The following is a 22,634-nucleotide window of genomic DNA, read 5'->3' on the forward strand; positions in this document are numbered from 1 at the left end:
CCTCCGGCGCGGGCCGGCCGGAACCCTATCGACCATCATTCCAGGGAATTTCCGTGTACCCACCCATCGAACCCTACGCACACGGCTACCTCGACACCGGCGACGGCCACAAGGTGTACTGGGAGCTGTGCGGCAACCCCGACGGCAAGCCGGCCGTGTTCCTGCACGGCGGCCCGGGCGGCGGCTGCAACGCCGACCATCGCCGGCTCTTCGACCCGTCGCGCTACAACATCCTGCTGTTCGACCAGCGCGGCTGCGGCCGCTCGACGCCGTACGCAAGCCTCGACAACAACACGACCTGGGATCTGGTCGCCGACATCGAGCGCCTGCGGGAGATGGTCGGCGTCGAGCAATGGCTGGTGTTCGGCGGCTCGTGGGGCAGCGCGCTCGCGCTCGCGTATGCGGAAACCCACCCGGCGCGCGTGAGCGCGCTGGTCGTGCGCGGCATCTTCGCGCTGCGCCGCGCGGAACTGTTGTGGTACTACCAGGAAGGCGCGTCGTGGCTGTTTCCGGACCTGTGGGAAGAATTCCTCGCTCCGATCCCGGCCGACGAACGTGACGACCTGATCGCCGCGTACCATCGCCGCCTGACCGGCGACGACGAAGCCGCGAAGCTCGAAGCCGCGCGCGCGTGGAGCACGTGGGAAGGCCGCACGATCCGGCTGCTGCCCGACCCCGCGCTTGCCGAGCACTTCGCGGACGGGCACTTCGCGCTCGCGTTCGCGCGCATCGAAAACCACTACTTCGTGAACCGCGGTTTCGTCGAGGAGGGCCAGCTGCTGCGCGACGCGCACCGCCTGGCCGGCATTCCGGGCGTGATCGTGCAGGGGCGCTATGACGTGGCGACGCCCGCGCGCACTGCGTGGGATCTGTCGAAGGCATGGCCCGACGCGTCGCTCGAGATCGTGGACGATGCGGGCCATGCGTACAACGAGCCGGGCATCCTGAAGGCGCTGATCGCGGCGACGGACCGGTTTGCGGGGTAGCCGGATCGCGCGGGTACGGCGGCATAACCAAGCCGCCGCCGCGCCCGGGCAAGACTGCTGCGCGCGGCTTCGACAATCGCCCGCCCGCCGGCATCACCATGCCAGGTGCGCGGCATCGACGAGGATTTAAGTCGACGACGAGACGTTCGCCTAACGCGGACTGATCCCGAACAGCAAGCCGCCGGCTTCGCTCGCGACCGCGGAGTAATGCAGTTTTCCGACGCTCCGCTCGATCGCTTTGGATTCCTTGCGGCTCTCCATGGCGAGCTGGATCATGTTCACGACCGTTTCGGTATCGTCCTTTGACGCGGTAGCGTCCGGATTGACCGCCGCCGCGATCCCGACGAGTGCGGAAACGGCTTTCAGCATCACCGCGGGCTCGTCATTGCCAATCTGGATCATGAGTTCGCGAAGCGATCCGTCGGCCTTGTTGATCGTGCCGGCCAGCTCGATGCCGCGGCCGACCGACTGTTGAAAACCGTCGTAGACGGTATCGTGAACGATCTCGAATTCAGGAAGCGCGTAACCGGTGTTCGCACCGGAAAGCCCGCGATTGTACTTGCGGCGAAACTCTTCCGGCGTGATCTCGAGCGACACGCGCGGCGCTGCCTGGGCGGTCGCGCCCGTCACCGGCGACGCAGTGGCATGGCGGGCGGCCTTCGTCGCGTCGTCCTTTTTCGGAAGAATAAGGGCGCCCACGGTAACCGTCACCATCGCTGCCGCTATGCCGCCGACGAACAGCGTCGCACGCTTCGGAACTGCGCCCGTCTTCTTGTTTTTGAATAGCGACGGCCGGATCAAACCGACCAGTGCAACAACAATAAACAGCGGGCTAACCAAGCCCAAGATCAAGGCGAGAGCTTCCATTCTTTTTTGGCCCTATTTTATTGATTGCGGCATGATACCAATGCGCGCAGGGCCTTGCACAAAGGAAGTCGGCATTCGGCGACGCGAAGCAACACCGCGTCACCCGTCGCCGTCCCCCTCCAGCGGCTCGACCGTCACCCCGACCTTCAGCTCCTGATCCGCGCCGCCGCCGCGGATCACGCCGCGCAGCGGCGTCACGTCCGCGTAGTCGCGCCCGATCGACAGCATCACGTAGTCGTCGCCCGGCGCGCGATCGTTGGTCGGGTCGAGCTGCAGCCAGCCGCCGTCCTCCGGCCACGCCGGGTCGTACACCTCGACCCATGCGTGCGACGCGTCCGCGCCGATCAGCCTCGGCTGCCCCGGCGGCGGCTGCGTCAGCAGATAGCCGCTCACGTAACGCGCCGCGAGCCCCAGCGAGCGCAGCGCGCCGATCATCACATGCGCGAAATCCTGGCACACGCCCTGGCGCAGCGCGAGCGCATCGAGCGCGGTCGTCGTCACGTCGGTGCTGTTCGGCGCGTACGTGAATTCCGCGTGGATGCGCCGCATCAGCTCCCACGCCGCCTGCACGAGCGGCCGGCCCGGCGTGAAGCTGGCCGCCGCATACGCGGCCAGTTGCGGATCGCACGCGACGTGCGGCGACGCGAACACGAACTCGCTCGCCGCGTCGTACGGCTGCCCCGCACGAAAACGGAAACGCTCGCGCACCGCTTCCCATGCGCTCGCGTGCGCGGGCTCCGGCTGCGCGATCGCGGGCGGCGGCGCGCCGCGCGCGCCGGCCGACCAGACCGGCGGCGTCACCCGCACCACGCTGCGGCTGCGCACGAGCAGCGCATCGTGCGGCTGGTTCAGCGCGAACGACGCGCGCGCGTTGCCGAACGCGTCGGTCTCGGTGCAGACGGCCTGCGGCGCCGGTTCGATCTCGAGTTCGAACGACAGCCGCTGCTGGCGCGGCGTCGCGAGCGGCGTCAGGCGTGCCTGGTGCTGCGCGGATTCGACCCGCGCCGCATAGCGGTATTCGGTGTCGTGCGTGACGCGCAGCAGCCGGCCGCCGGACGGCACAGCGGCAGGCAGCGGGTTCGCCGCGGGCTTTCTCGTCACCATAGCGTCCTGCCCGCCTCGCGCACGTGGCTGAAATAGCGTTCGCCGATCCGGTTCGACAGCTCCCACACGGCTTTCGCGGTGGCGTCCAGGCTGTCGAGCAGCAGGTCGTAACGACCGTCCTCGCCGGTTTCGCACAGCGCGTGCAGCGACCAGCCGGGCACGTCCGGAATCGCGTCGGCCAGTTCGGACAGCGCATAGCCTTCGCTGCGCTCGACCTTCGTCAACCGGCCGCGCATCGCCTGCACGACCCACCCGAGCGAGCGCGGATTGTCGGTGTCGAGCACGACGAGCGACAGCAGCGGCGCAACGTCGAAGCCGCGCTGGTAGCGCGAACGGAACGTGATCGCGCTGTCGAACAGCTCGAGCACCAGCTCGAAGCCGTCCTGCTTGAGCACCGCGCCCTCCTCGAATGCGAACCGCAGCACGCTGCACAGGAAATCCAGCCGGTCGATCTGCCGGCCGATCGACAGCAGCCGCCAGCCGTCGTCGCGCGTCATGTTGTCGGTCTGCGCGCCGGTGATCGCGCCGAGCAGCAGGCCGAGCCGGTCGAGCAGCTGCAGCGCTTCGTTGCCGAGCTGCTCTTCCGCTTCGGGGTGGCCGGCGCTGTCGGCAAACAGTTGCGTCGCGTCGTCGATCAGCCGCCATTGCTCGCTCGACAGCCGCTCGCGGATCGCGGCCGCCGCGCCGCGCATGCCGAACAGGCACGACGCGATGCCGGTCGCGCGATCCGCGCCGCGCGTCAACGACGCGGCCAGCGCATGCTGGAACGCGCGCGGCGCCTCGACCGCGCCCGGCGTGTCCGGCGCGATCAGACCCGTGTCGCGGCACAGCGTGTCGATCAGCTCCAGGTGCGCGGGGCTGTCCGCGTCGTCCTCGCCGCGCAGCCGTTCGAGCGCCGCGCGCGCCAGGCGCATCAGGTTGGTCGCGCGCTCGGTGTAGCGGCCGAGCCAGAACAGGTTCTCGGCCGCGCGGCTCGCGATCGCGCGCGGCGCGGCCAGGTCGTCCGGGCCGAGATGCGTCTGCAGCAGCGTCGTCGAATCGACGATGCCCTCCGTCATCACCCACGTATCGACCGTGCTGCCGCCGCGCGGCATCGGCGCGTTGAACAGCGCGTCGCGCGTGCCGACCCGCGACAGCCCGCCGGGCAGCACGCGCCAGCGCGCCGCGCCGTCCGCGAGCGCGAACACGCGCAGCAGCAGCGGTTTCGGCACGATCCGCGCGCCGCCCTGCCCGTGGCGATAGTCGTCGCCGTTGCCGTTCGGCTCGGCGCCGCCCGGCCAGGTCGGCGCCTGCGACAGCGGCAGGTCGGCCTGCACCGTGTAGTGCTCGGGATGCGCGAGAATCCGCGCGCGCCATTCGGCGAGCTGCGCATGCGTGAGCCGCGCGCCGATCACCGGATCGAAGCCGCCGCCCGCCTGCACGTCCGGCGGGAACGCCGGCTTGATGATGCCGCGCGCGAGCTGCGGCAGCGCGTCGTCGCAGGCGGCGGCCTCGCCGCACCACCACGAATGCACGGCCGGCAGCGTCAGCGTCTCGCCGAGCAGGCTCTCCGCGAGACGCGGCAGGAAGCCGAGCACGCCCGGCGATTCGAGGAAGCCCGAGCCCGGCGCGTTCGCGAGCAGCACGTTGCCCGCGCGCACGGCCTGTAGCAGCCCCGGCACGCCGAGCATCGAATCGGGCCGCAGCTCCAGCGGATCGAGCCACGCGTCGTCGACGCGCCGCAAGATCCCGTGCACCGGTTCGAGCCCGCGCAGCGTCTTCAGGAACACGCGGCTGTCGCGCGCGGTCAGGTCGCCGCCTTCGACGAGCGTCAGGCCGAGGTAGCGCGCGAGATACGCGTGCTCGAAATAGGTCGCGCTGTGCGGCCCCGGCGTCAGCAGCACGATCCGCGAGTTCTTCCGCGCCGGGCTCAGCGCCTGCATGCTCTGCAGCAGCGCGCGGTAGCTCGCCGCGAGCCGCTGCACGCGCAGCCCGCGGAACGCGCGCGGGAACAGGCGCGACACGATCAGCCGGTTCTCCAGCAGATAGCCGAGCCCCGACGCGCCCTGCGTGTGATGCGCGATCATCCGCCACTGGCCGTCCGGCCCGCGCGCGAGATCGAACGCGACGACGTGCAGCCAGGTGTTGCCCGGCACCCGCGCGCCGCGCATCGCGCGCAGGTAGCCCGGATGCCCAGTGACGAGCGCGGGCGGCAGCAGCCCGCGCTGCAGGATCGTCTGCGGCCCGTACAGGTCCGCCATCATCGTGTTCAGCAGCCGGGTGCGCTGCAGCACGCCGCGCTCGATCGCCACCCAGTCCTGCGGCGTGACGATCAGCGGCAGCAGGTCGAGCGACCACGGGCCGGTCGCGCCGTCGCCCGCGCGCTGCTCGTGGAGCTGGTAGAACAGGCCGTTCTCGCGCATGCGCCGCTGCAGCGCGTCCGCGCGGCGGTCGAGATCGGCCACGCCGTCGCTGCCGATCGATGTGAAGAAATCGCGCCACGCGGGGGCGAGCGCGGGCGCGTGCAGCCCGGCCGCGCTGCCGCGCAGTTCGTCGTAGCGGCCGGCGGCCGCCGGCGCGGCGAGCGCGGCGGCCAGCTCGGCGGCATCCGGCTGCGATCCGGTATCGAAGAGCGTGTGCATCGCGTCGGCGGCGAGATCGTCGGAGTGAATGGGCGGCACGGTGTCGGTCCGTCGTAAATCAGGCGGCGGCCGCGCGCACACGCCGCGCCGGCGGCGCGTGGCGGCACGCGGCCCCAAACTGCCGGCATCCTAACATTCCGGCGGGGCCGCCATCGGCCGGCACGTGTGCCCGCCCCGGCCGTGCACGCATCGTCATCGCGCCCTCCGTCATGCGGCGCTCACGGCCGCCGCAAATCCAGCGTGAACGGGAACTCGCGGCTCGGCGCGGCCGCCGCGACATCCATCCGCCCCGGCGTGTGGCCCATCGCGACGAAGCGCGCGAGCCGCCGGCTCTCGGCCTCGTACGCGTTGACCGGGAACGTCGCGTAGTTGCGCCCGCCCGGATGCGCGACGTGATACCGGCAGCCGCCGAGCGAACGCTGCAGCCACGTATCGACGATGTCGAACGTCAGCGGCGCGTGCACGCCGATCGTCGGATGCAGCGCGGACGGCGGCGCCCACGCCTTGTAGCGCACGCCCGCGACGTATTCGCCGGCGGTGCCGGTCGGCTGCAGCGGCAGCGCGCGGCCGTTGACGGTCACCACGTGGCGGTTGTCGTTCAGCCCCGTGACGCGCACTTCGAGCCGCTCGAGCGACGAATCGACGTAGCGCACCGTGCCGCCGGCCGCGCCCTCCTCGCCCATCACGTGCCACGGCTCCAGCGCGCCGCGCAGCGTGAGCTGCATCCCGTTCACCGCGATCTGCCCGAACTGCGGGAAGCGGAACTCGAAGTGCGGCGCGAACCACGCGGGATCGAAATCGAAGCCCGCGTCGCGCAGTTCGGTCAGCACGTCGTCGAAATCCATCTTCAGGAACGCCGGCAGCATGAAGCGGTCATGCAGCGCGGTGCCCCAGCGCGTGAGCGGCGTGGTGTACGGCGCGGCCCAGAAGCGCGCGATCAGCGCGCGCAGCAGCAGTTGCTGCACGATGCTCATCCGCGCGTGCGGCGGCATCTCGAACGCGCGCAGTTCGAGCAGGCCGAGCCGGCCAGTCGGCGAATCCGGCGAATACAGCTTGTCGATGCAGAACTCGCTGCGGTGCGTGTTGCCCGTCACGTCGACCAGCAGGTTGCGCAGCACACGGTCGACCAGCCACGGCGGCATGTCCTGCCCGAACAGCAGCGTGTTGCGCTGGATCTCCGCGAACGCGACGTCGAGCTCGTAGACCTGGTCGTTGCGCGCCTCGTCGACGCGCGGCGCCTGGCTCGTCGGCCCGATGAACAGCCCCGAGAACAGGTACGACAGCGACGGATGGTTGTGCCAGTACGCGATCAGGCTCGCGAGCAGGTCGGGACGCCGCAGGAACGGGCTGTCGGCCGGCGTCGCGCCGCCGAGCACGAAGTGGTTGCCGCCGCCCGTGCCGACGTGGCGGCCGTCGACCATGAACTTCTCGCTGCTGAGCCGCGACTGCCACGCGGCGTCGTAGAGGAATTCGGTGTGGCTGACGAGCTCGTCGAAACTGTGCGCGGGGTGGATGTTGACCTCGATCACGCCCGGGTCCGGCGTCACCTGCAGCAGCTTCAGGCGCGCGTCGCGCGGCGGCGCATAGCCTTCGAGCACGAGCTTCATGCCGAGCGCGCCGGCCGTTTGCTCGATCGCGCCCAGCAGGTCGAGATAGTCGTCGAGCGCGGCGAGCGGCGGCATGAACAGGTACAGGATGCCGTTGCGCACTTCGACGCACAGCGCGGTGCGCGTGATCCACGCGGCCGATTCGAAGCGGTCCGGCTGGCGCTGCGCGTCGCGCGCGGCGCGACCCTCGCCCGCCGTGCCTTCGTCGCTCCATTGCATCACGGTGCGCGCCGCCGCCTCGCGGTGCACGCCGGCCAGGTAGCGCGGCGCATCGCCCGGCCCGGCGTAACGCGCGCGGAGCGCATCGGCGTCCGGCAGCGGCTCGGGCGGCGCGAACGGGTCGCGCTCGACCTGGTACGGATAGTCGGCGCGGCTCACCCACGGCAGCGAATCGAGCGGCAGCCGATAGCCCATCGGCGAATCGCCCGGCACGAGATACATCCGCTCGTCGCGGAAGAACCACGGGCCGGTGGTCCAGCGCGGGCCGTCGAGGTTCGGCCCGCCGTCGGCGCGCTTGATCGGCAGCACGTAGCCGACCACGCTGTCGAGCTTCTGCTCGAACACCTTGCGCAGCCGCGCGCGTTCCAGCTCGTCGTCGAGCCGCGAGTCGAACGGATCGACGTTGACCGGCAGCCGGCGCTCGCGCCACAGGTAGTACCAGACGTCCTCGTAACCGGGCCGGATGAATTCGCCGGTCAGGCTCAGCCGCGCGGCCAGCCCGTCGATGAAGCGCTTCGCGTCGTCGGTCGTATACGCCGACGGCTCGCGCTCGTCCGCGAACAGCGACGGGTCGCGCCACGCCGGCTGCCCGTCCGCACGCCAGAAGATCGACAGCGCCCAGCGCGGCAACTGCTCGCCCGGGTACCACTTGCCCTGCCCGAAATGCAGGAAGCCGCCGCGGCCGTACTCGGCGCGCAGCCGCTGCACGAGTTCGGTCGCGTAGCCGCGCTTGGTCGGCCCGAGCGCATCGGTGTTCCATTCCGCGCCGTCGCGATCGTCGATCGACACGAAGGTCGGCTCGCCGCCCTGCGTGAGCCGCACGTCGCCGGCCCGCAGTTCGGCGTCGACCCGCGCGCCGAGCGCGCGCACCGCGCCCCATTGCGCGTCGGTATACGGCTTCGTCACGCGCGGCGATTCGTATACGCGCGCGACCGTCATCTCGTGCTCGAACTCGACTTCGCACTCGTCGATCAGCCCCTCGACCGGCGCGGCGCTGGTCGGCTGCGGCGTGCACGCGAGCGGAATGTGCCCTTCGCCGGCGAGCAGGCCCGACGTCGGGTCGAGGCCGATCCAGCCCGCGCCCGGCAGGTAGACCTCGCACCACGCGTGCAGGTCGGTGAAGTCGACCGCCGTGCCGCTCGGGCCGTCGAGCGACTTGACGTCCGGCGTGAGCTGGATCAGGTAGCCCGACACGAAGCGCGCGGCGATGCCGAGATGCCGGCACAGCTGCACCAGCAGCCAGCCGCTGTCGCGGCACGAGCCCGACGCGAGTTCAAGCGTCTGCGCGGGCGTCTGCACGCCCGGCTCCATGCGCACGAGGTAGCGGATGTCGCGCTGCAGCTGCTGGTTCAGCGCGACGAGGAAGTCCACCGTGCCGGCCGGCGTGCGGTCGACGCGGTCGAGATACGCGCGAAACGCGGGCGACGCGCTCGTCTGCGGATCGCACGCGAGATACGGCGCGAGCTCGGTGCGCAGCGCGTCGGCGTACTGGAACGGGTACTGCCCGGCGCTCTCCTCGAGAAAGAAGTCGAACGGGTTGTAGACCGACATCTCGGCGACGAGGTCGATCGTGATCTCGAAGTGGCGCGTGCGCTCCGGAAACACGAGCCGCGCGAGGTAGTTCGAGAACGGATCCTGCTGCCAGTTGATGAAGTGCTGCGCGGGCCAGACGGTCATCGAATACGCGACGATCGGCGTGCGGCAATGCGGCGCGGGGCGCAGCCGCACGATCTGCGGACCGACGTTGATCAGCCGGTCGTAGCGGTAACGGGTGGTGTGATGCAGCGCGACGTGAATGGGCATGGCGGGGCCGCTCGGTTCGGGGTGGGTCGGCTTGGTCGGCGAACGGGCGCGTCAGACCAGTTCCGGCGTCTGCACGACGCTGATGTCGACGCCGAGCGGCTGCGCGCCGAACCCGGTCACCGGCTGCGCGTCGCGGGCGTCGAGGCCGACCGCGATGCGCACGTAGCGCTCGTCCGGGCAGCGGTTCATGAACGGATCGAAGCCGACCCAGCCGAGCCCTTCGACGTATGCCTCGGCCCATGCATGGCCGGCCGGCGGCTGCGTCAGCGCGGCCGCCTGGTGCTGCGCGCCGGGCGCGAGCTGCGGCATGCCCTGCGCCTGCGACGCGTGCGACGCGCCGAGCGCCTGCTGCATCCCGTCGCCGCTCTGCAGCGCGAGCGCCTCCTCCTCGGGCACGCCGCCGCCGTGCTGCTTCGCATCGGCGATCCGCTGCATCGCGCTGTCGGCCAGCACGTAGCCGGAGATATAGCGGGCCGGCACCTTCAGCACGCGCGCGGCCGCGATGAACGCATGCGCGTGATCGCGGCTCGTGCCCTCGCCGCTCTCCAGCGCGGTTTCCGCGTCGACGGGCGCGTCCGGCGCGTTCGGCGCATACGCGATGCGGCCGTGCACCTCGGTCATCAGCCAGTGCAGCGCGTCGAGGCTGCGCTGCTCGATCGGCAGCGCGTCGGCGAGCGCGCGCACCCGGTCGCCGGCCTTCGTGAGCGCGGTCTCGCGCTCGAAGATCCACGGCGGCGCATAGCCTTCGGTCTGGCCGAGGATGCCCGCGCGGTCCTGCGTCTCGACCACGCCTGCCGCGACGATCACGATTTCGGGCTTCGCGCCGCGGTCGTGCCGCACGAGGTCGATCCGGTTGCCGAGCCCGTCGGCGTACGACAGCGTCGGCTCGACGCCGTCGATCGTGACCTGCCACGCACGCACCGTCTGCCCGGGCCCCGACTGCGGGCGCAGCCGCAGGCGGTGCAGCACGTGGGTGACCTGGTCGTCGAACTGATAACGCGAGATATGTCGGATGGCGAGTCGCATGGCAGGTCTCAGTCGAAGTTGTAGGCTTGGGCGATTTCGAGCCCCAGGCTGTTGTTGCGGCCGATGAAGTCGGTCAGGAATTCGTGCAGGCCGCTCTTGAAGATCCGCTCGACGCTGGTGTCGGACAACATTTGCAGGATCTTCGTGGCGGTGTCGTGACACGGGTGCGTGACGCCGTAATCCTTCGCGAGCAGGTTCAGGCTCGACACGACGCGGCCGTAGCAATAGCGCAGCGAGCGGGGCATGCGGCCGTTCAGGATCAGGTAGTCGGCGATGTTCATCGGTTTGTACTGCACGTCGTACACCCAGCGGTACGAACGGTGCGCGGCCACGCAGCGCAGGATCGTCTCCCACTGGTAGTTGTCGAGGATCGTGCCGACGTGCGTGACCGACGGCAGCAGCAGGTGGTATTTCACGTCGAGGATGCGCGCGGTGTTGTCCGCGCGCTCGACGAACGCGCCGATCTGCGCGAAATCGAAGATTTCGTTGCGCAGCATCGTGCTGTAGAAGCTGCCGAGGATCAGCGCCGTTTCGCGCTTGACCTGGTCGAGCACGGCCGGCAGGTCGCTCTCCGGCACCGGCTGCGCGAGCGCGCGCCGCAGCGACAGCCACGCGCCGTTCACGCTCTCCCACGCCTCCCGCGTGAGCGCCGTGCGCACCATCCGCGCGTTCGAGCGCGCGGCCTCGATGCACGACAGCACGCTCGACGGGTTGTCGCGGTCGCGCAGCAGGTAGTCGGTCACGGTATCGGCCGCGTACGCGTCGTACTTCTGCCGGTAGCCGTCGTCCGCGCCCGAGCTGACGAGCACCGACGACCATTCGGCCGGCGCGTCGGACGTGCGCGTCAGCGCCATCCGCAGCCCGGCATCGACGATGCGCGCGGTATTCTCCGTGCGCTCGATATAGCGGTACATCCAGTAGAGACCGCTCGCAGTGCGTCCAAGAAGCATCTGTCCACTCCGTCAGTATTCCGTTCGCGCGCCGGTTGCGGCCGGCGCGCGCAGTCGCCGTGTTCCGCTCAGTCGGCCAGCACCCAGGTGTCCTTGGTGCCGCCGCCCTGGCTCGAGTTGACGACGAGCGAACCCTCCTTCAGCGCGACGCGCGTAAGCCCGCCCGGCGTGATGCGGATCCGGTCCGACACCAGCACGAACGGCCGCAGGTCGACGTGGCGCGGCGCGAGGCCGGCTTCGGTCAGGATCGGCGTCGTGGACAACGCCAGCGTGGGTTGCGCGATGTAGTTCGCGGGGCGCGCGCGCAGCTTCGCCGCGAACGCCTCGAGTTCCGCCTTCGACGCGCACGGGCCGACCAGCATCCCGTAGCCGCCCGAGCCGTGCACCTCCTTCACGACCAGCTCGTCGAGATGGTCGAGCACGTACTTCAGGCTGTCGGCCTCGCCGCAGCGCCAGGTCGGCACGTTCTCCAGCAGCGCCTTGCGGCCCGTGTAGAACTCGACGATCTCCGGCATATAGGAATAGATCGCCTTGTCGTCGGCGATGCCGGTGCCGGGCGCGTTGGCGATCGTGATGTTGCCCGCGCGGTAGACGTCCATGATCCCCGCGACGCCGAGCACCGAGTCGGGCCGGAACGTGAGCGGGTCGAGGAACGCGTCGTCGACGCGGCGGTACAGCACGTCGATCGGCCGGAAGCCTTCGGTCGTGCGCATCGCGACGCGATCGTCGAGCACCTGCAGGTCGCTGCCCTCGACGAGGTGCACGCCCATCTGGTCGGCGAGGAACGAATGTTCGTAGTACGCGGAATTGTGGATGCCGGGCGTGAGCACGGCGATGGTCGGGTTGTCGGCATTGCCGCCCGGCGGGCACACCGCCGCGAGCGACTGGCGCAGCATCTGCGGATAGGTCTCGACCGGCCGCACCTTGACCTGCTGGAACAGCTCGGGAAAGAGCTGCATCATCGTCTCGCGGTTTTCCAGCATGTACGACACGCCCGACGGCGTGCGCGCGTTGTCCTCGAGCACGTAGAACTGGTTCTCGGCGGTGCGCACGATGTCGACGCCGATGATGTGCGTGTAAACGTTCCCGGGCGGCCGGAAGTCGATCATCTCCGGCAGGAACGCTTCGTTGTGCGCGATCAGGTGCTTCGGCACGATCCCGGCGCGCACGATTTCCTGGCGGTGATAGATGTCGTCGAGGAACGCGTTGAGCGCCATCACGCGCTGCTCGATGCCGAGCGACAGCCGGCTCCACTCCTGGCCGGAGAGGATGCGCGGCACGATGTCGAACGGAATGAGCCGCTCGGCGGCCTCCGCGTCGCCGTACACGGCGAACGTGATGCCCGTCTTGCGGAATACGCCCTCCGCGTCATAGGCCTTCTGGGCGAGGCTCGCGGGGTTCTGCGTGTCGAGCCACTGCTTCAGGCGCGCGTAAGGCGCCCTGACCATGTCGCCGGATTGCAGCATCTCATCGAATGGCTTCATCGATTTTTTCTCCATCGTTTTTCCGGCATTGCGCATGCCGGACCGGCGTAATCACTGCTGAGCAAGGAACGTGCCTTGCGCTTTCCCCGTTCCGACGCGGCCCCGGCATGCTCGCGCCACATGCCGCACCACGGCGGTGCACTGCGCGGCGCGATTCGCGTCATCGGCGCGCCAGCGCCACGCACCGATGTTGTGCCGCACCTGTCGAACATACTTCTCCCGCGTGTCACGAATGCGCAAGCTGCACCGCAACATGCGTGACCGGCCGGCAAGCCGCCCTCGTCCCCCGCGCCGCGGCACCGGCGCGATGCGCCGCACACGGGATTGCTGCGGCGCGTCAACGAACGGGCGCGCGCCGGCCGCCCGCCTCCGGCGGGAGAAGCGGGCCCGACACGCGCAGCGCGCGGCCGAGCCCGGGGGGAAGTACCGTCCACGGCGGCGGGAAAGTTCAGACGCGAAGTGAACTAACCGGTTAGCCTTGTCCGGCATGACAACGTTAAGCAGCCGAATTTCTCGCGACAACGCTCATGCATATTTCGACTGATACCCATCGAAAAAAAACATCGGTATGCTCGAAGCCAGGCGCGGTACGCTAAAAGGTTCGTGCAACGAAACGGCGCCGGCAACGGCCAGGCGCCCGACTATAAAGAAGACGATCGATATGGAAGCAAAGTGGCTGGAAGATTTCCTGAGCCTTGCGGATACCAGGAGCTTTTCCCGGGCGGCGCGTAACCGGCATCTGACGCAATCGGCATTCAGCAGGCGGATCGCCGCGCTCGAAACCTGGATGGACGCGAAGCTGGTCGATCGCAGCATCACCCCGATCGTGCTCACCCCGGCCGGACAGATGTTTCGCGGGCTGGCCGCGGACATCCTGCGCAGCATGTATGCGGCGCGCAACCTGGTGAACGGCTACGACCAGTTCGCGGCGAGCGATCAGGTCGTGCGCTTCGCGGTCGCGCATACGCTCGTGTTTACCCTGTTCCCGGAATGGCTGAAGCAGCTCAACGGCGAAGTCGGCCACGTGACCGCGCGCGTCAACGCCGTGAACGTGCCGGAAGGCGTGCAGCAGCTCGTCGAAGGCGAATGCGACCTGCTGCTCGGCTATCACCATCCGCAGTTGCCGATCGTGCTCGATCCGAACCACTTCCCGTTCGTGGGCCTCGGCGTCGAACGGATCCTCCCCGTGTCGATTCCCGACGCGAACGGCAAGCCGCTGTTCAGGCTGCCGGGCGCACAGGGCGCGCCGCTGCCGCTGCTCGCGTATTCGTCGGGCGCGTTCCTCGGCAACGTCGTCGAGATGCTGCTGCTGAATGCCGCCGAGCCGTATGCGCTGCATCGCTGCTTCGAGACGCACATGTCCGAAGCGCTCAAGGGGATGGTGGTGGCCGGGCACGGCATCGGCTGGCTGCCGGAAAGCTGCATCGCGAAGGAGCTGGCGGACGGCGCGCTCGTGTGCGCCGGGTCGGCGGACTGGATCACCGAGCTGGAAATCCGGCTGTATCGGTCCGCCCGCAAGCGCGGGCTGGCGGCCGAGCAGCTGTGGGCCTACCTGATGAACCGTCCGCGCAACGCGGCCGCGGGAACGGCCGAGCAAGCCGCACCGGCGATGCGGATCGCGAGACGGACGGCGGGCGGCACCGGGCGATGAGTCCGGAACGGGAGCGCGCGGCGCCGCTCCCGACCATTATTCAGTCGATATCCGCGCCCCGTGAGTAAATACCCGGGGTGGCGTTATCACCGATATTCTCCGCCCGATGAAAATATGACTCAGGCGCGAATATTCCATTTTCATAAAAATGACAGCGCATTTTATTCAGCCCTGCATTTCACGACGCCTTCACAAATATAAATAACCGACGCCACGAATATCAGACATGAAACACCCGGCCTGTAAAAACGTTTCCCTTTTGAAACCACGCACCTCCACTCAATCCGGCACCCCGGCCGCACAAAATACAATCGGCCCAATCATTTGAAAAATTCGTCTGTCACGTGACGGAAAATTTTCGATTCATCAGCCGTTTATAATTACACAAATCAACTGCAACCCCAATATCGCACCCCGCGCTGCCGCCCTGTCGTGCGATGCAAGGCCCTGCACGAATGCAGGAAAAAATTGCTTTTATCAGCCATTTCCATCGGTATTTTGCGGCCTGCAACCTTCATTAGATAATATGTTCCCGGGGCGCCCCGATTTCCCCGCTGCGTCGCATCTCGCCGGAAATTCAGCACTTTCCCGCCGATCATCCTGTTCGCAAACCCGCCTCAATCCTACTTAAATAGTATTTTTCATAACCTCGCCCACTCCCGCCGCATGCGCGGCTTTTTATTAATCACTCTCTGCGAATGAATAGCGTGTTGCGAAATTACGAATAGCCGTTGCGTTTTTTTATTCTGAATGTATGCTTGCTATCAATCACGAACGGAGGGCATGATGCATTCTTCACGTCGAAGTCATGCTCTCCCCATTACGGCCATTGCCGCGTCGATACTTTGGACGAATCCGGCGGCAATCGCCCAAACCCCTGCGTCCGATCCGGCCGCACCGCGCTACGTGGTGTCATACATTTGCGGCGACGCCCGGATCGACGGGACGGCGCCGCTTCCACCCGACGGGCGCCCCTATAACCTGGGCGTGTCGTTTGCTACTCAAACCGGGAGCCCGCTCGCGAATGTCCAGGTACGGCTGAGACGCCACGGCCGCGTCCTCGTCGAGTTCAACGCCACGGGGCCGCGATGCCTGTTCAGCGTCCCGGATGCGAGCTACCGGATCGAAGGCATCTACCAGGGCGAGATGAAATACGGGATCGTCGAAACAGGTTCTCTGAATACCGAGCTACGGTGGTGAGCATTCCACTTGGCGGCCTGTCGCGGATGCATGCGTTCGGATCATTCACGGCGACGGCACGGAATCGAGGAGCAATGCATGACCAGTGTGAATCGACCGAGTACCCACGCCACCAGCCAGCCGAAGCCGACCTGGGGCCCGGGAAAGAATGCGGCGCTCAGCCTGGTCGCGTTCGCCGCGATCTTCGGACTATTCGCGTACCTCGAGCGCGATGCCCGGGACGAGCGCGGGAGCGCGACGCACGAAGCGTCCGGTGTCGTTGCCCGATCGATCGGTAAAGCCGAAAAATACGCGGCCGCCGCAAGCATCCGGCCGGATCTCGTTTCAACCGGAACCGCGGCCCTTGCAGCATCGACGCCCGCCATGAGATCGCCGGTGACGGTCCAGATCGAACCGGAGGCCGCGCCGCGCAGCGAGAGCCGGGCGTCGGCCGCACCTGCCGCATCCGCCGCGCATGCCGCACCTGCCGCGCCTGCTACACCCGCCGCACCTGCCGCACCTGCCGTGCCACCGCTGCCCGCGCCGCCCGTGGTCGCGGCCAACCGCGCGCCCGCCGCGCATGCCGCGCCGGCGGCCGGCCCCGTCAAGGGAAGAATGGCCGATGCGCGCCGCGCCCATCCGCATCCGCGGGCGCACGAGGTGGCGAACGCACGAAAACACGTGACCGTGGCATCGAAGCCGCATGCATCCGGCGCCGGCGCCGCGCGCATGCAGACGGCCAGCGTCACGCATCGGGAGCTGGACGGCGCGCGGGCGCTCGCACGGGCGCGCCTGTGTGCGCAGCTCGACGACTGGGGATGTGTGGAACAAAACGCAAGCCGGGCGCTCGCGATCGATCCGCAGAACAGCGAATCGCGCGCACTGCTGGAGCGAGCCGTCCGGAACCGTTCCTGAGAGGTGCATTCGCATTCGGGGAAACAGCATCACGTAGGAGCTCGACGTCAGATCGAGCACAACGATCGGCACACAACCGACATAACCGTTCGAAGTGAGGACCCCGTGGCCAACATCAATAATCGCAGACTCACTGCCCTTCCGCGCAACCGGCGGATTCTTCTTCACGCCCCGCTGATGCTGCTGCTGATGGCATCCGGGACATGCGTCGCCGCCGAAGGCGATGCCGATTCGACCCAGCCGGCCAAAGTCGCCGCGACGCAGGCGCCAGCGGCCGGCCAGCCGGCCGACGCCACCGCCGTGCGCAACGAGGTGTTCGGTCTCGCCACCAGCGGCGGCGCCGTCAAGGCGCTCGACGAGGCGAAAGCCCGGCCCGACATCTTCTCGGCATTCGACCTCGCGCAGCTGGAGGAGTTGTCGATCCGCCAGCAAGTGCGCGGCGGGCGCGACAAGGCGCGCGCGATGACCAGCGCCGACCGCTTCGACGGGCTCGACGCCGCGCTGCGCGCCGCCGACGAACTCAATGCGAGATTGCCGATCACGCCCGAGTATTCGCCGGTCAGGACGGCGCTCGCCGGCGACCGCACGGTGGCCCACGCGGCCCGCGGCGACATGAAGCAGGCGGTGGCATCGTTCGAAACGATCCCGCCCGATGCCGAGGTGTCGATCGATGCGCTGGCCGGCGTCGGCGACGCCTACCTGTACCTCGGCGAGCCGGGCAAGGCCGAGGCCGTGTACCAGCGCGCGCTGAAGCAGGCGAGCACGCCGGCGCCCGACCGCGCGACGCGCGGTTATCAGTACGGCGCGCGCACGCGCCCGATCGAGCTGCGCGAAGGCCTGTTCTGGTCGTATATCGACCAGGGGCGCACGAACGATGCGACGCGCGTGGTCAACGACATCGGCCAGTCGCTGCCGCCCGCGGCGCAGATTCGCCCATTGGACCCGGCCAACGACGATTACCTGCGCTACTACCGGCTGCGCGCGCAGCTCCTGCTCAACACCGGCCGGACCGAGGAAGGGATCGCCGAGCTGGAAAAGATCGAGAAGGAAGTGCCGTTCAACTCCGAGGTCAGCGCCGCCCATGCCGACGCGATCTCGAACCAGGCGCACCCGCGCCAGGCCATTGCGATGTATCGCGGGACGCTCACCGACCACCCCGACAGCGTCGAAAATCTCGCGGGGCTCGGCCGTGCGGCGCTTGCCGCCGACGACTACGAAACCGCGCAGAAGGTCGACCAGACCGTCGACAACACGTTTCCGGACAACGGCGCGGTGCGCCAGTTCAAGCGCGACTACAACGCGTACCGCAGCCCGGTGCTGACCACGGAAATGAGCTTCGAACACGGCAACAGCGCACTGGCGGACAACAGCTTCACGTCGGATACGTATCTGTATTCGCAACCGTTCGGCAACAACTGGCGCGTGTTTTCCCATACGTTCTTCGGGCACGCGCAAACCGATGCCGGCAGCATCAGCCGCACGCGCACGGGGGTCGGCGGCGACTATCGGCACGGGCCGCTGACCGTGCTGGGCGAAGTCACGCGCTCGTTCGGCACGGACGGGCGCACCGGCGGCCGCGGCACCGTCAGCTACGACTTCAACGATTACGTGTCGGTCTCGGGCGGGGTCGACAGCAACGACAACTCGCTGCCGTGGAAGGCCTATGCCGCGCACGTGTGGGGCCGCTCCGCGAATGCCGAGTTGAAATACCGCCAGAACGATCGTCGCGAAGTCAGGCTGAACTACGGCGTGAGCCGCTACAGCGATTCGAACTTCCACCAGGAGATCTCGGCCACCGGCACGCAGCGCGTGTTCACGGGCGCCAACCAGCTCGTCAACGTGTCGCTGAATCTCGGCACCGACAGCAACACGCGGCAGGACGTCGCCTACTTCAGCCCGTCGCGCGACTACGCGGTCGCGGCAACGGTCATGCATCAATGGATGATCTGGAAGAAGAGCGACATGTCGATGCGGCAGCGCATCTCCGCGTCCGGCGGCGCATACAACCAGCGCGGCTTCGGCACCAGCGCGCTGTGGAGCGCGCGCCTCGAGCACGCGTGGACCTTCAAGCACGACATCACGCTGACCTACGGCATCGAGGTCAGCAGCCATGCATACGACGGCCAGCGGGAGCGCTCGGAAACGGGCTTCCTGGCGCTCAACGTGCCGTTCTAGAACCAGGAGCTCACCGAATGCAATCCAGACGGACCTTCATGTGTGGCTGCCTCGGCACCTTCACCGCGTGTTCGCTGTTTCCGGGCGTGACGCAGGCGAGGATGATCGACCTGCTTCCGCCGTCGGACCCCGCCGACGGCAAGACCTTCCGCGTGATCTGCATGCACGACGTGCGCGACAACCTGCTGTCGACGTTCGCGTCGGCCACGATGGTCGACCCGTATGCGATCGACACCGGCACGCTGACCGCCATTTTTTCCTGGTTGCAGACCAACAACTACCACACGATCACCGTCAAGCAGATCGAGGCGTCCCGGCACGGCGGCAAGCCGCTGCCGCCCCGCTCCGTGCTCCTCACGTTCGACGACGGCTACCGCAGCCACTTCACGAAGGTGCTGCCGCTGCTGAAGCGGTTCAAGTATCCGGCGGTGATGGGCATCGTCACCGCATGGATCGACGCCCCGATCGACACGCCGATCCGCATCAGCGACCGGGTCCAGATGCCGCGCGAATACTTCATGTCGTGGGACGAGGTGCAGCAGATCGGTTCGTCGGACCTGATCGAGCTCGCGTGCCACACGCACAACCTGCATCACGGCGCGGTGGCCAATCCGCAGGGCAACGAGTTGCCGGCGACCACGTCGCACCTCTACCTCAACGCGGAAAAGCGCTACGAAACCGATGCGGAATTCGATGCGCGGGTGCGCAACGACCTGCAGACCTGCATCCGGCAGATTCGCCAGCGCACGGGGCTCGTCGCGCGCTCGATGGTGTGGCCGTACGGCGCGGAGAACCAGCCGGTGCGCAAGATCTCGACGTCGCTCGGCATGGATATCCAGTTCAGCCTCGACGCGGGGCCGAATACGCCCGACGTGCCGCTCGATCGGCTGCGCCGGATCCTGATGATGTACGACGTCGATGTCGGCGGGTTCGAGCGCTCGATGCGCGAGCCTGCGACCAATCGCGGCGAGGTCGAAGGCGCCGAGCGGATCGTGCAGGTCGATCTCGACCAGGTGTACGACCCCGACCCGGCGCAGCAGGAAAAGAACCTCGGCGTGCTCGTCGAGCGCATCTACCGGATGCAGCCGAAGTCGGTCTACCTGCAGGCATACGCCGACCCGAAGGGCACGGGCGTCGCGGAAGCCGTCTATTTTCCGAACCGGCACCTGCCGATGCGGGCCGACCTGTTCTCGCGCGCCGCGTGGCAGCTCAATACCCGCGCCAACGTGCAGGTGTATGCATGGATGCCGGTGCTGGCGTTCCGTCCGCCGCCGGACAAGCTGCGCGGCCTCGAGGCGATCAGCGCGTACAGCGGCGCGCCGGCGCGCGAGAACGGCACGCGCATGTTCCGCCTGAGCCCGTTCGATCCGAACGCACGGTTGCTGATCGAGCAGATCTACGAGGATCTCAGCAAGTACGCGTCGTTCGGCGGCATCCTGTTCGGCGACGATGCGGTGCTCGACGACTACGAGGATGCGGGCCGGCATGCGCTGCAAACCTATGCGCAATGGGGGCTGCCGCGCGACGTCGGGCAGATTCGCGCGAAACCCGAGCTGATGGATCGATGGACCCGGCAGAAGACCCGCTACCTGCTGGACCTGACGCGCCAGCTCGAGCAGATCGTCCTCGCGAACCAGAACGCCGGCGACGTGCTCACCGCGCGCAACATCTTCGCGCAGCCGGTGCTGAATCCCGCGTCCGAAGCGTGGTACGCGCAAAACTACGACGATTTCCTCAAGGCCTACGATTTCGTCGCGCTGATGGCGATGCCGTACATGGAGCAGGCGTCGGATCCGGACCGCTGGCTGGACAAGCTCGCCGACGTCGTCGCCACCAAGCCGCACGGGTTCGCGAAGACCGTGTTCGAGCTGCAGGCCTACGACTGGCATGCGCACAAGGACATTCCGGGCAGCACGCTGCGGGCGCAGATGGGGCGGCTGCGCAGCCGCGGCGCGCTGAGCTTCGGCTATTACCCGGACAATTTCCTGCACGACCAGCCGTCGCTCGCGACCATTCGCAGCGCGATGTCGCTCAAGGCGCGTCTCGACCCGACTTCGATCAATGCGCTGATGCAGGGGCAACCGAACAAAGGGGCGCCAGCAAAATGACGACACACGACATCATTCGACGGCTGCAGGATTTCGTCTTCTACTATCCGTTCTTCATGTCGTATCTGTGGATGATCGGCGGCGTCGTGCATTTCCTGCTGCTGGAGGAAGGGCGCGTGCTGTCCCGGCGCGTGCTCGCGGCGAGCGGCATGCCGAAGGTGTCGATCGTGGTGCCCTGCTTCAACGAGGAAGCGAACGTGCGCAGCGTGATCGAGCACCTGAACGCGATGGAGTATCCGAACTACGACATCATCGCGGTCAACGACGGCAGCAAGGATCGCACCGGCGAAATCCTCAACGCGCTGGCCGCCACGATGCCGCGGCTGCTCGTCATCCATCACGCGCGCAACGAGGGCAAGGCGGTGGGGCTCACCACCGCGGCGGCCGTCGCGAATGCGGAATACCTGCTGTGCATCGACGGCGATTCGCTGCTCGCGCACGACGCGATCGGCTGGATGCTCGAGCACTTCGTCACCGACCCCGGCGTGGGCGCGGTGACCGGCAACCCGCGCATCCGCACGCGCACGTCGCTGCTCGGCCGGATGCAGGTGGGCGAGTTCTCGTCGATCGTCGGCCTGATCAAGCGCACGCAACAGGTGTATGGCCGCATCTTCACGGTGTCCGGCGTCATCACGATGTTCCGCAAGACCGCGCTCGCCGATGTCGGCTTCTGGAGCACGGACATGCTGACCGAGGACATCGACGTGACCTGGAAGCTGCAGTGCCGCGACTGGCGCGTCGTGTTCGAGCCGCATGCGCTGAGCTGGATCCTGATGCCGGAGACGGTCAAGGGGCTCTACCACCAGCGGCTGCGCTGGGCCAAGGGCGGCATCCAGGTGCTGCTCAAGTACGCCGGCACGGTCGCGCGGCCCGCGATGATGATGATGTGGCCGCTGTACGTCGAGTACCTGATCGGCATCGCGTGGGCGTATTCGATGGCGTTCATCCTGCTGCTGTCGATCTTCGGCCTGTTCCATCCGCTGCCGGCGGACTGGCAGGTCTCGCTCGTCCCGCACTGGCACGGCATGCTGCTGGTCGCCACCTGCGTGCTGCAGCTGATCGTCGGCTGCATGATCGACCGCCGCTACGACGAACGGCTGCTGATGTATTTCCTGGATACCGTCTGGTATCCGGTCGCATTCTGGTTGATCAGCATGATCACCACCGTGGTCGCCCTGCCCGCCGTCGTGTTGCGCGGCCGGGGCAAACGCGCCATCTGGATCAGTCCCGACCGAGGAATTCAACATGAAGAACGCGCCGATTATTGACCTCTCCCTGCGCTCCCCGAACCGGATGATCGCCGATCGCGGCGTCATCGTCGGATGCACGCACATCGCGTGGTTTCGCTTCATCCGGCCAGCGCTGGTCGGCGCGGTGTGGGCGTCGATCTGCATCTATACGTACCGCTACCTGCTGCCGATCAACGATGCCGAGATGCCGATCGAACAACTGTTCTTCTATGTGACCTGCATCGCGGTGATGGGCGGCTCGCTCCTCGCGTGGCTGATCGCCGCGCGCGTCGTGCACCCGCTCACCAATCGATGGCACGTGACGAAGATGCTGCGGCGCTCGGCCAGCCTCCGGTCGAAATCGGCGCCGACGACGGCGCTGGCCGAGACCGCGCAGCCCGACGACGAGCAGGCCGCGCGCATTCTCATCGCATCGCACGACGCGAACGGATCGATATCCGCGATCGAGTGGACGACCCACGCCGCGCCGCCGGCACGCGAACGGCCCGCCAGGAAAACCGGCGGGCCCGTCTGGCGTGGCGTCGGCCCGACGCGCCACGGCACCTGATGCCGATATCCACCGTACGCGCGGCGCGCGTGCGGCAATCGCGCCGGCGCAGCCGCCGGGCGCCCCGGCGTGTCGCGCATCGCGCGGGGCCGTCCGCGATCGCGGTCTGGCTCGGCCGCCCCGCGCGGCACCGCGCATGCCG

15 protein-coding genes are annotated in these 22,634 nt (G+C 67.9%); 8 read left to right on the plus strand and 7 right to left on the minus strand.

The window, feature by feature from the left end; all coding sequences use genetic code 11:
* The first annotated feature begins 53 nt into the window (after nt 1-53).
* Nucleotides 54-986 (plus strand): prolyl aminopeptidase, encoded by a 933-nt coding sequence (gene pip, locus ABFO07_RS24000; protein ID WP_059883092.1) that lies wholly within the window; start codon nt 54-56, stop codon nt 984-986.
* Between the two features lie 150 nt (nt 987-1,136).
* Here the strand turns inward: pip and ABFO07_RS24005 are convergent, their stop codons facing one another.
* The 7 genes from ABFO07_RS24005 to ABFO07_RS24035 form a co-directional block, all read right to left on the minus strand.
* On the minus strand, nt 1,137-1,853 hold the full coding sequence (locus ABFO07_RS24005) for a hypothetical protein (RefSeq protein WP_347468690.1): 717 nt from the start codon (nt 1,851-1,853) through the stop codon (nt 1,137-1,139).
* A gap of 99 nt (nt 1,854-1,952) precedes the next feature.
* A complete protein-coding gene (locus ABFO07_RS24010; RefSeq protein ID WP_347468691.1) occupies nt 1,953-2,957 on the minus strand; it encodes a transglutaminase family protein in 1,005 nt (334 codons plus the stop codon).
* A complete protein-coding gene (locus ABFO07_RS24015) occupies nt 2,951-5,578 on the minus strand; it encodes a circularly permuted type 2 ATP-grasp protein (RefSeq protein WP_347469686.1) in 2,628 nt (875 codons plus the stop codon). Before ABFO07_RS24015 ends, ABFO07_RS24010 begins: the two co-directional genes overlap by 7 nt.
* Nucleotides 5,579-5,796: 218 nt before the next feature.
* The gene (locus ABFO07_RS24020; protein ID WP_347468692.1) at nt 5,797-9,207 is read right to left on the minus strand and encodes a DUF2126 domain-containing protein; all 3,411 of its coding nucleotides are present in this window, start codon (nt 9,205-9,207) and stop codon (nt 5,797-5,799) included.
* Between the two features lie 51 nt (nt 9,208-9,258).
* The gene (locus tag ABFO07_RS24025; RefSeq protein ID WP_059883100.1) at nt 9,259-10,233 is read right to left on the minus strand and encodes a transglutaminase family protein; all 975 of its coding nucleotides are present in this window, start codon (nt 10,231-10,233) and stop codon (nt 9,259-9,261) included.
* Nucleotides 10,234-10,241: 8 nt separating this feature from the next.
* Nucleotides 10,242-11,183 carry an alpha-E domain-containing protein gene (locus tag ABFO07_RS24030; protein WP_026044094.1) on the minus strand — a complete coding sequence of 314 codons (942 nt, stop codon included), beginning with the start codon at nt 11,181-11,183 and terminating at the stop codon, nt 10,242-10,244.
* A 68-nt stretch (nt 11,184-11,251) separates the two neighbouring features.
* Nucleotides 11,252-12,667, minus strand: coding sequence for a circularly permuted type 2 ATP-grasp protein (locus ABFO07_RS24035; protein WP_059561721.1), 1,416 nt, complete (start codon nt 12,665-12,667; stop codon nt 11,252-11,254).
* Nucleotides 12,668-13,328: 661 nt separating this feature from the next.
* On the opposite strand from ABFO07_RS24035, the gene ABFO07_RS24040 reads away from it, so the two are divergent.
* From ABFO07_RS24040 to ABFO07_RS24070, 7 genes are all read left to right on the plus strand, one after another.
* Entirely contained in the window at nt 13,329-14,318 is a 990-nt protein-coding gene (locus ABFO07_RS24040) for a LysR substrate-binding domain-containing protein (RefSeq protein WP_347468693.1), read from the plus strand.
* Nucleotides 14,319-15,104: 786 nt separating this feature from the next.
* Entirely contained in the window at nt 15,105-15,518 is a 414-nt protein-coding gene (locus ABFO07_RS24045; protein WP_059561725.1) for a hypothetical protein, read from the plus strand.
* A 30-nt stretch (nt 15,519-15,548) separates the two neighbouring features.
* Nucleotides 15,549-16,412 (plus strand): hypothetical protein, encoded by an 864-nt coding sequence (locus ABFO07_RS24050; protein ID WP_347468694.1) that lies wholly within the window; start codon nt 15,549-15,551, stop codon nt 16,410-16,412.
* A 177-nt stretch (nt 16,413-16,589) separates the two neighbouring features.
* On the plus strand, nt 16,590-18,587 hold the full coding sequence (gene pgaA / locus ABFO07_RS24055; RefSeq protein ID WP_347468695.1) for a poly-beta-1,6 N-acetyl-D-glucosamine export porin PgaA: 1,998 nt from the start codon (nt 16,590-16,592) through the stop codon (nt 18,585-18,587).
* Between the two features lie 17 nt (nt 18,588-18,604).
* The gene (pgaB, locus tag ABFO07_RS24060; RefSeq protein ID WP_059923153.1) at nt 18,605-20,695 is read left to right on the plus strand and encodes a poly-beta-1,6-N-acetyl-D-glucosamine N-deacetylase PgaB; all 2,091 of its coding nucleotides are present in this window, start codon (nt 18,605-18,607) and stop codon (nt 20,693-20,695) included.
* Nucleotides 20,692-21,963: a poly-beta-1,6-N-acetyl-D-glucosamine synthase gene (pgaC, locus tag ABFO07_RS24065; RefSeq protein ID WP_059561510.1), complete on the plus strand. Its 1,272-nt coding sequence runs from the start codon at nt 20,692-20,694 to the stop codon at nt 21,961-21,963. Before pgaB ends, pgaC begins: the two co-directional genes overlap by 4 nt.
* Nucleotides 21,941-22,492, plus strand: coding sequence for a Biofilm PGA synthesis auxiliary protein PgaD (locus ABFO07_RS24070; RefSeq protein ID WP_322231784.1), 552 nt, complete (start codon nt 21,941-21,943; stop codon nt 22,490-22,492). The genes pgaC and ABFO07_RS24070 overlap by 23 nt, the downstream gene beginning before the upstream one ends.
* The last annotated feature ends 142 nt before the right edge of the window (nt 22,493-22,634 follow it).

This window comes from Burkholderia stagnalis, assembly GCF_039848545.1.
GTDB lineage: Bacteria > Pseudomonadota > Gammaproteobacteria > Burkholderiales > Burkholderiaceae > Burkholderia > Burkholderia stagnalis.

Coding starts and splice junctions, on each gene's coding strand:
- ABFO07_RS24005 (WP_347468690.1), bottom strand. CDS start 1,853: ATGGAAGCTCTCGCCTTGATCTTGGGCTTGGTTAGCCCGCTGTTTATT.
- ABFO07_RS24010 (WP_347468691.1), bottom strand. CDS start 2,957: ATGGTGACGAGAAAGCCCGCGGCGAACCCGCTGCCTGCCGCTGTGCCG.
- ABFO07_RS24015 (WP_347469686.1), bottom strand. CDS start 5,578: ATGCACACGCTCTTCGATACCGGATCGCAGCCGGATGCCGCCGAGCTG.
- ABFO07_RS24020 (WP_347468692.1), bottom strand. CDS start 9,207: ATGCCCATTCACGTCGCGCTGCATCACACCACCCGTTACCGCTACGAC.
- ABFO07_RS24025 (WP_059883100.1), bottom strand. CDS start 10,233: ATGCGACTCGCCATCCGACATATCTCGCGTTATCAGTTCGACGACCAG.
- ABFO07_RS24030 (WP_026044094.1), bottom strand. CDS start 11,183: ATGCTTCTTGGACGCACTGCGAGCGGTCTCTACTGGATGTACCGCTAT.
- ABFO07_RS24035 (WP_059561721.1), bottom strand. CDS start 12,667: ATGAAGCCATTCGATGAGATGCTGCAATCCGGCGACATGGTCAGGGCG.
- ABFO07_RS24040 (WP_347468693.1), top strand. CDS start 13,329: ATGGAAGCAAAGTGGCTGGAAGATTTCCTGAGCCTTGCGGATACCAGG.
- ABFO07_RS24045 (WP_059561725.1), top strand. CDS start 15,105: ATGCATTCTTCACGTCGAAGTCATGCTCTCCCCATTACGGCCATTGCC.
- ABFO07_RS24050 (WP_347468694.1), top strand. CDS start 15,549: ATGCGTTCGGATCATTCACGGCGACGGCACGGAATCGAGGAGCAATGC.
- pgaA (WP_347468695.1), top strand. CDS start 16,590: ATGCTGCTGCTGATGGCATCCGGGACATGCGTCGCCGCCGAAGGCGAT.
- pgaB (WP_059923153.1), top strand. CDS start 18,605: ATGCAATCCAGACGGACCTTCATGTGTGGCTGCCTCGGCACCTTCACC.
- pgaC (WP_059561510.1), top strand. CDS start 20,692: ATGACGACACACGACATCATTCGACGGCTGCAGGATTTCGTCTTCTAC.
- ABFO07_RS24070 (WP_322231784.1), top strand. CDS start 21,941: ATGAAGAACGCGCCGATTATTGACCTCTCCCTGCGCTCCCCGAACCGG.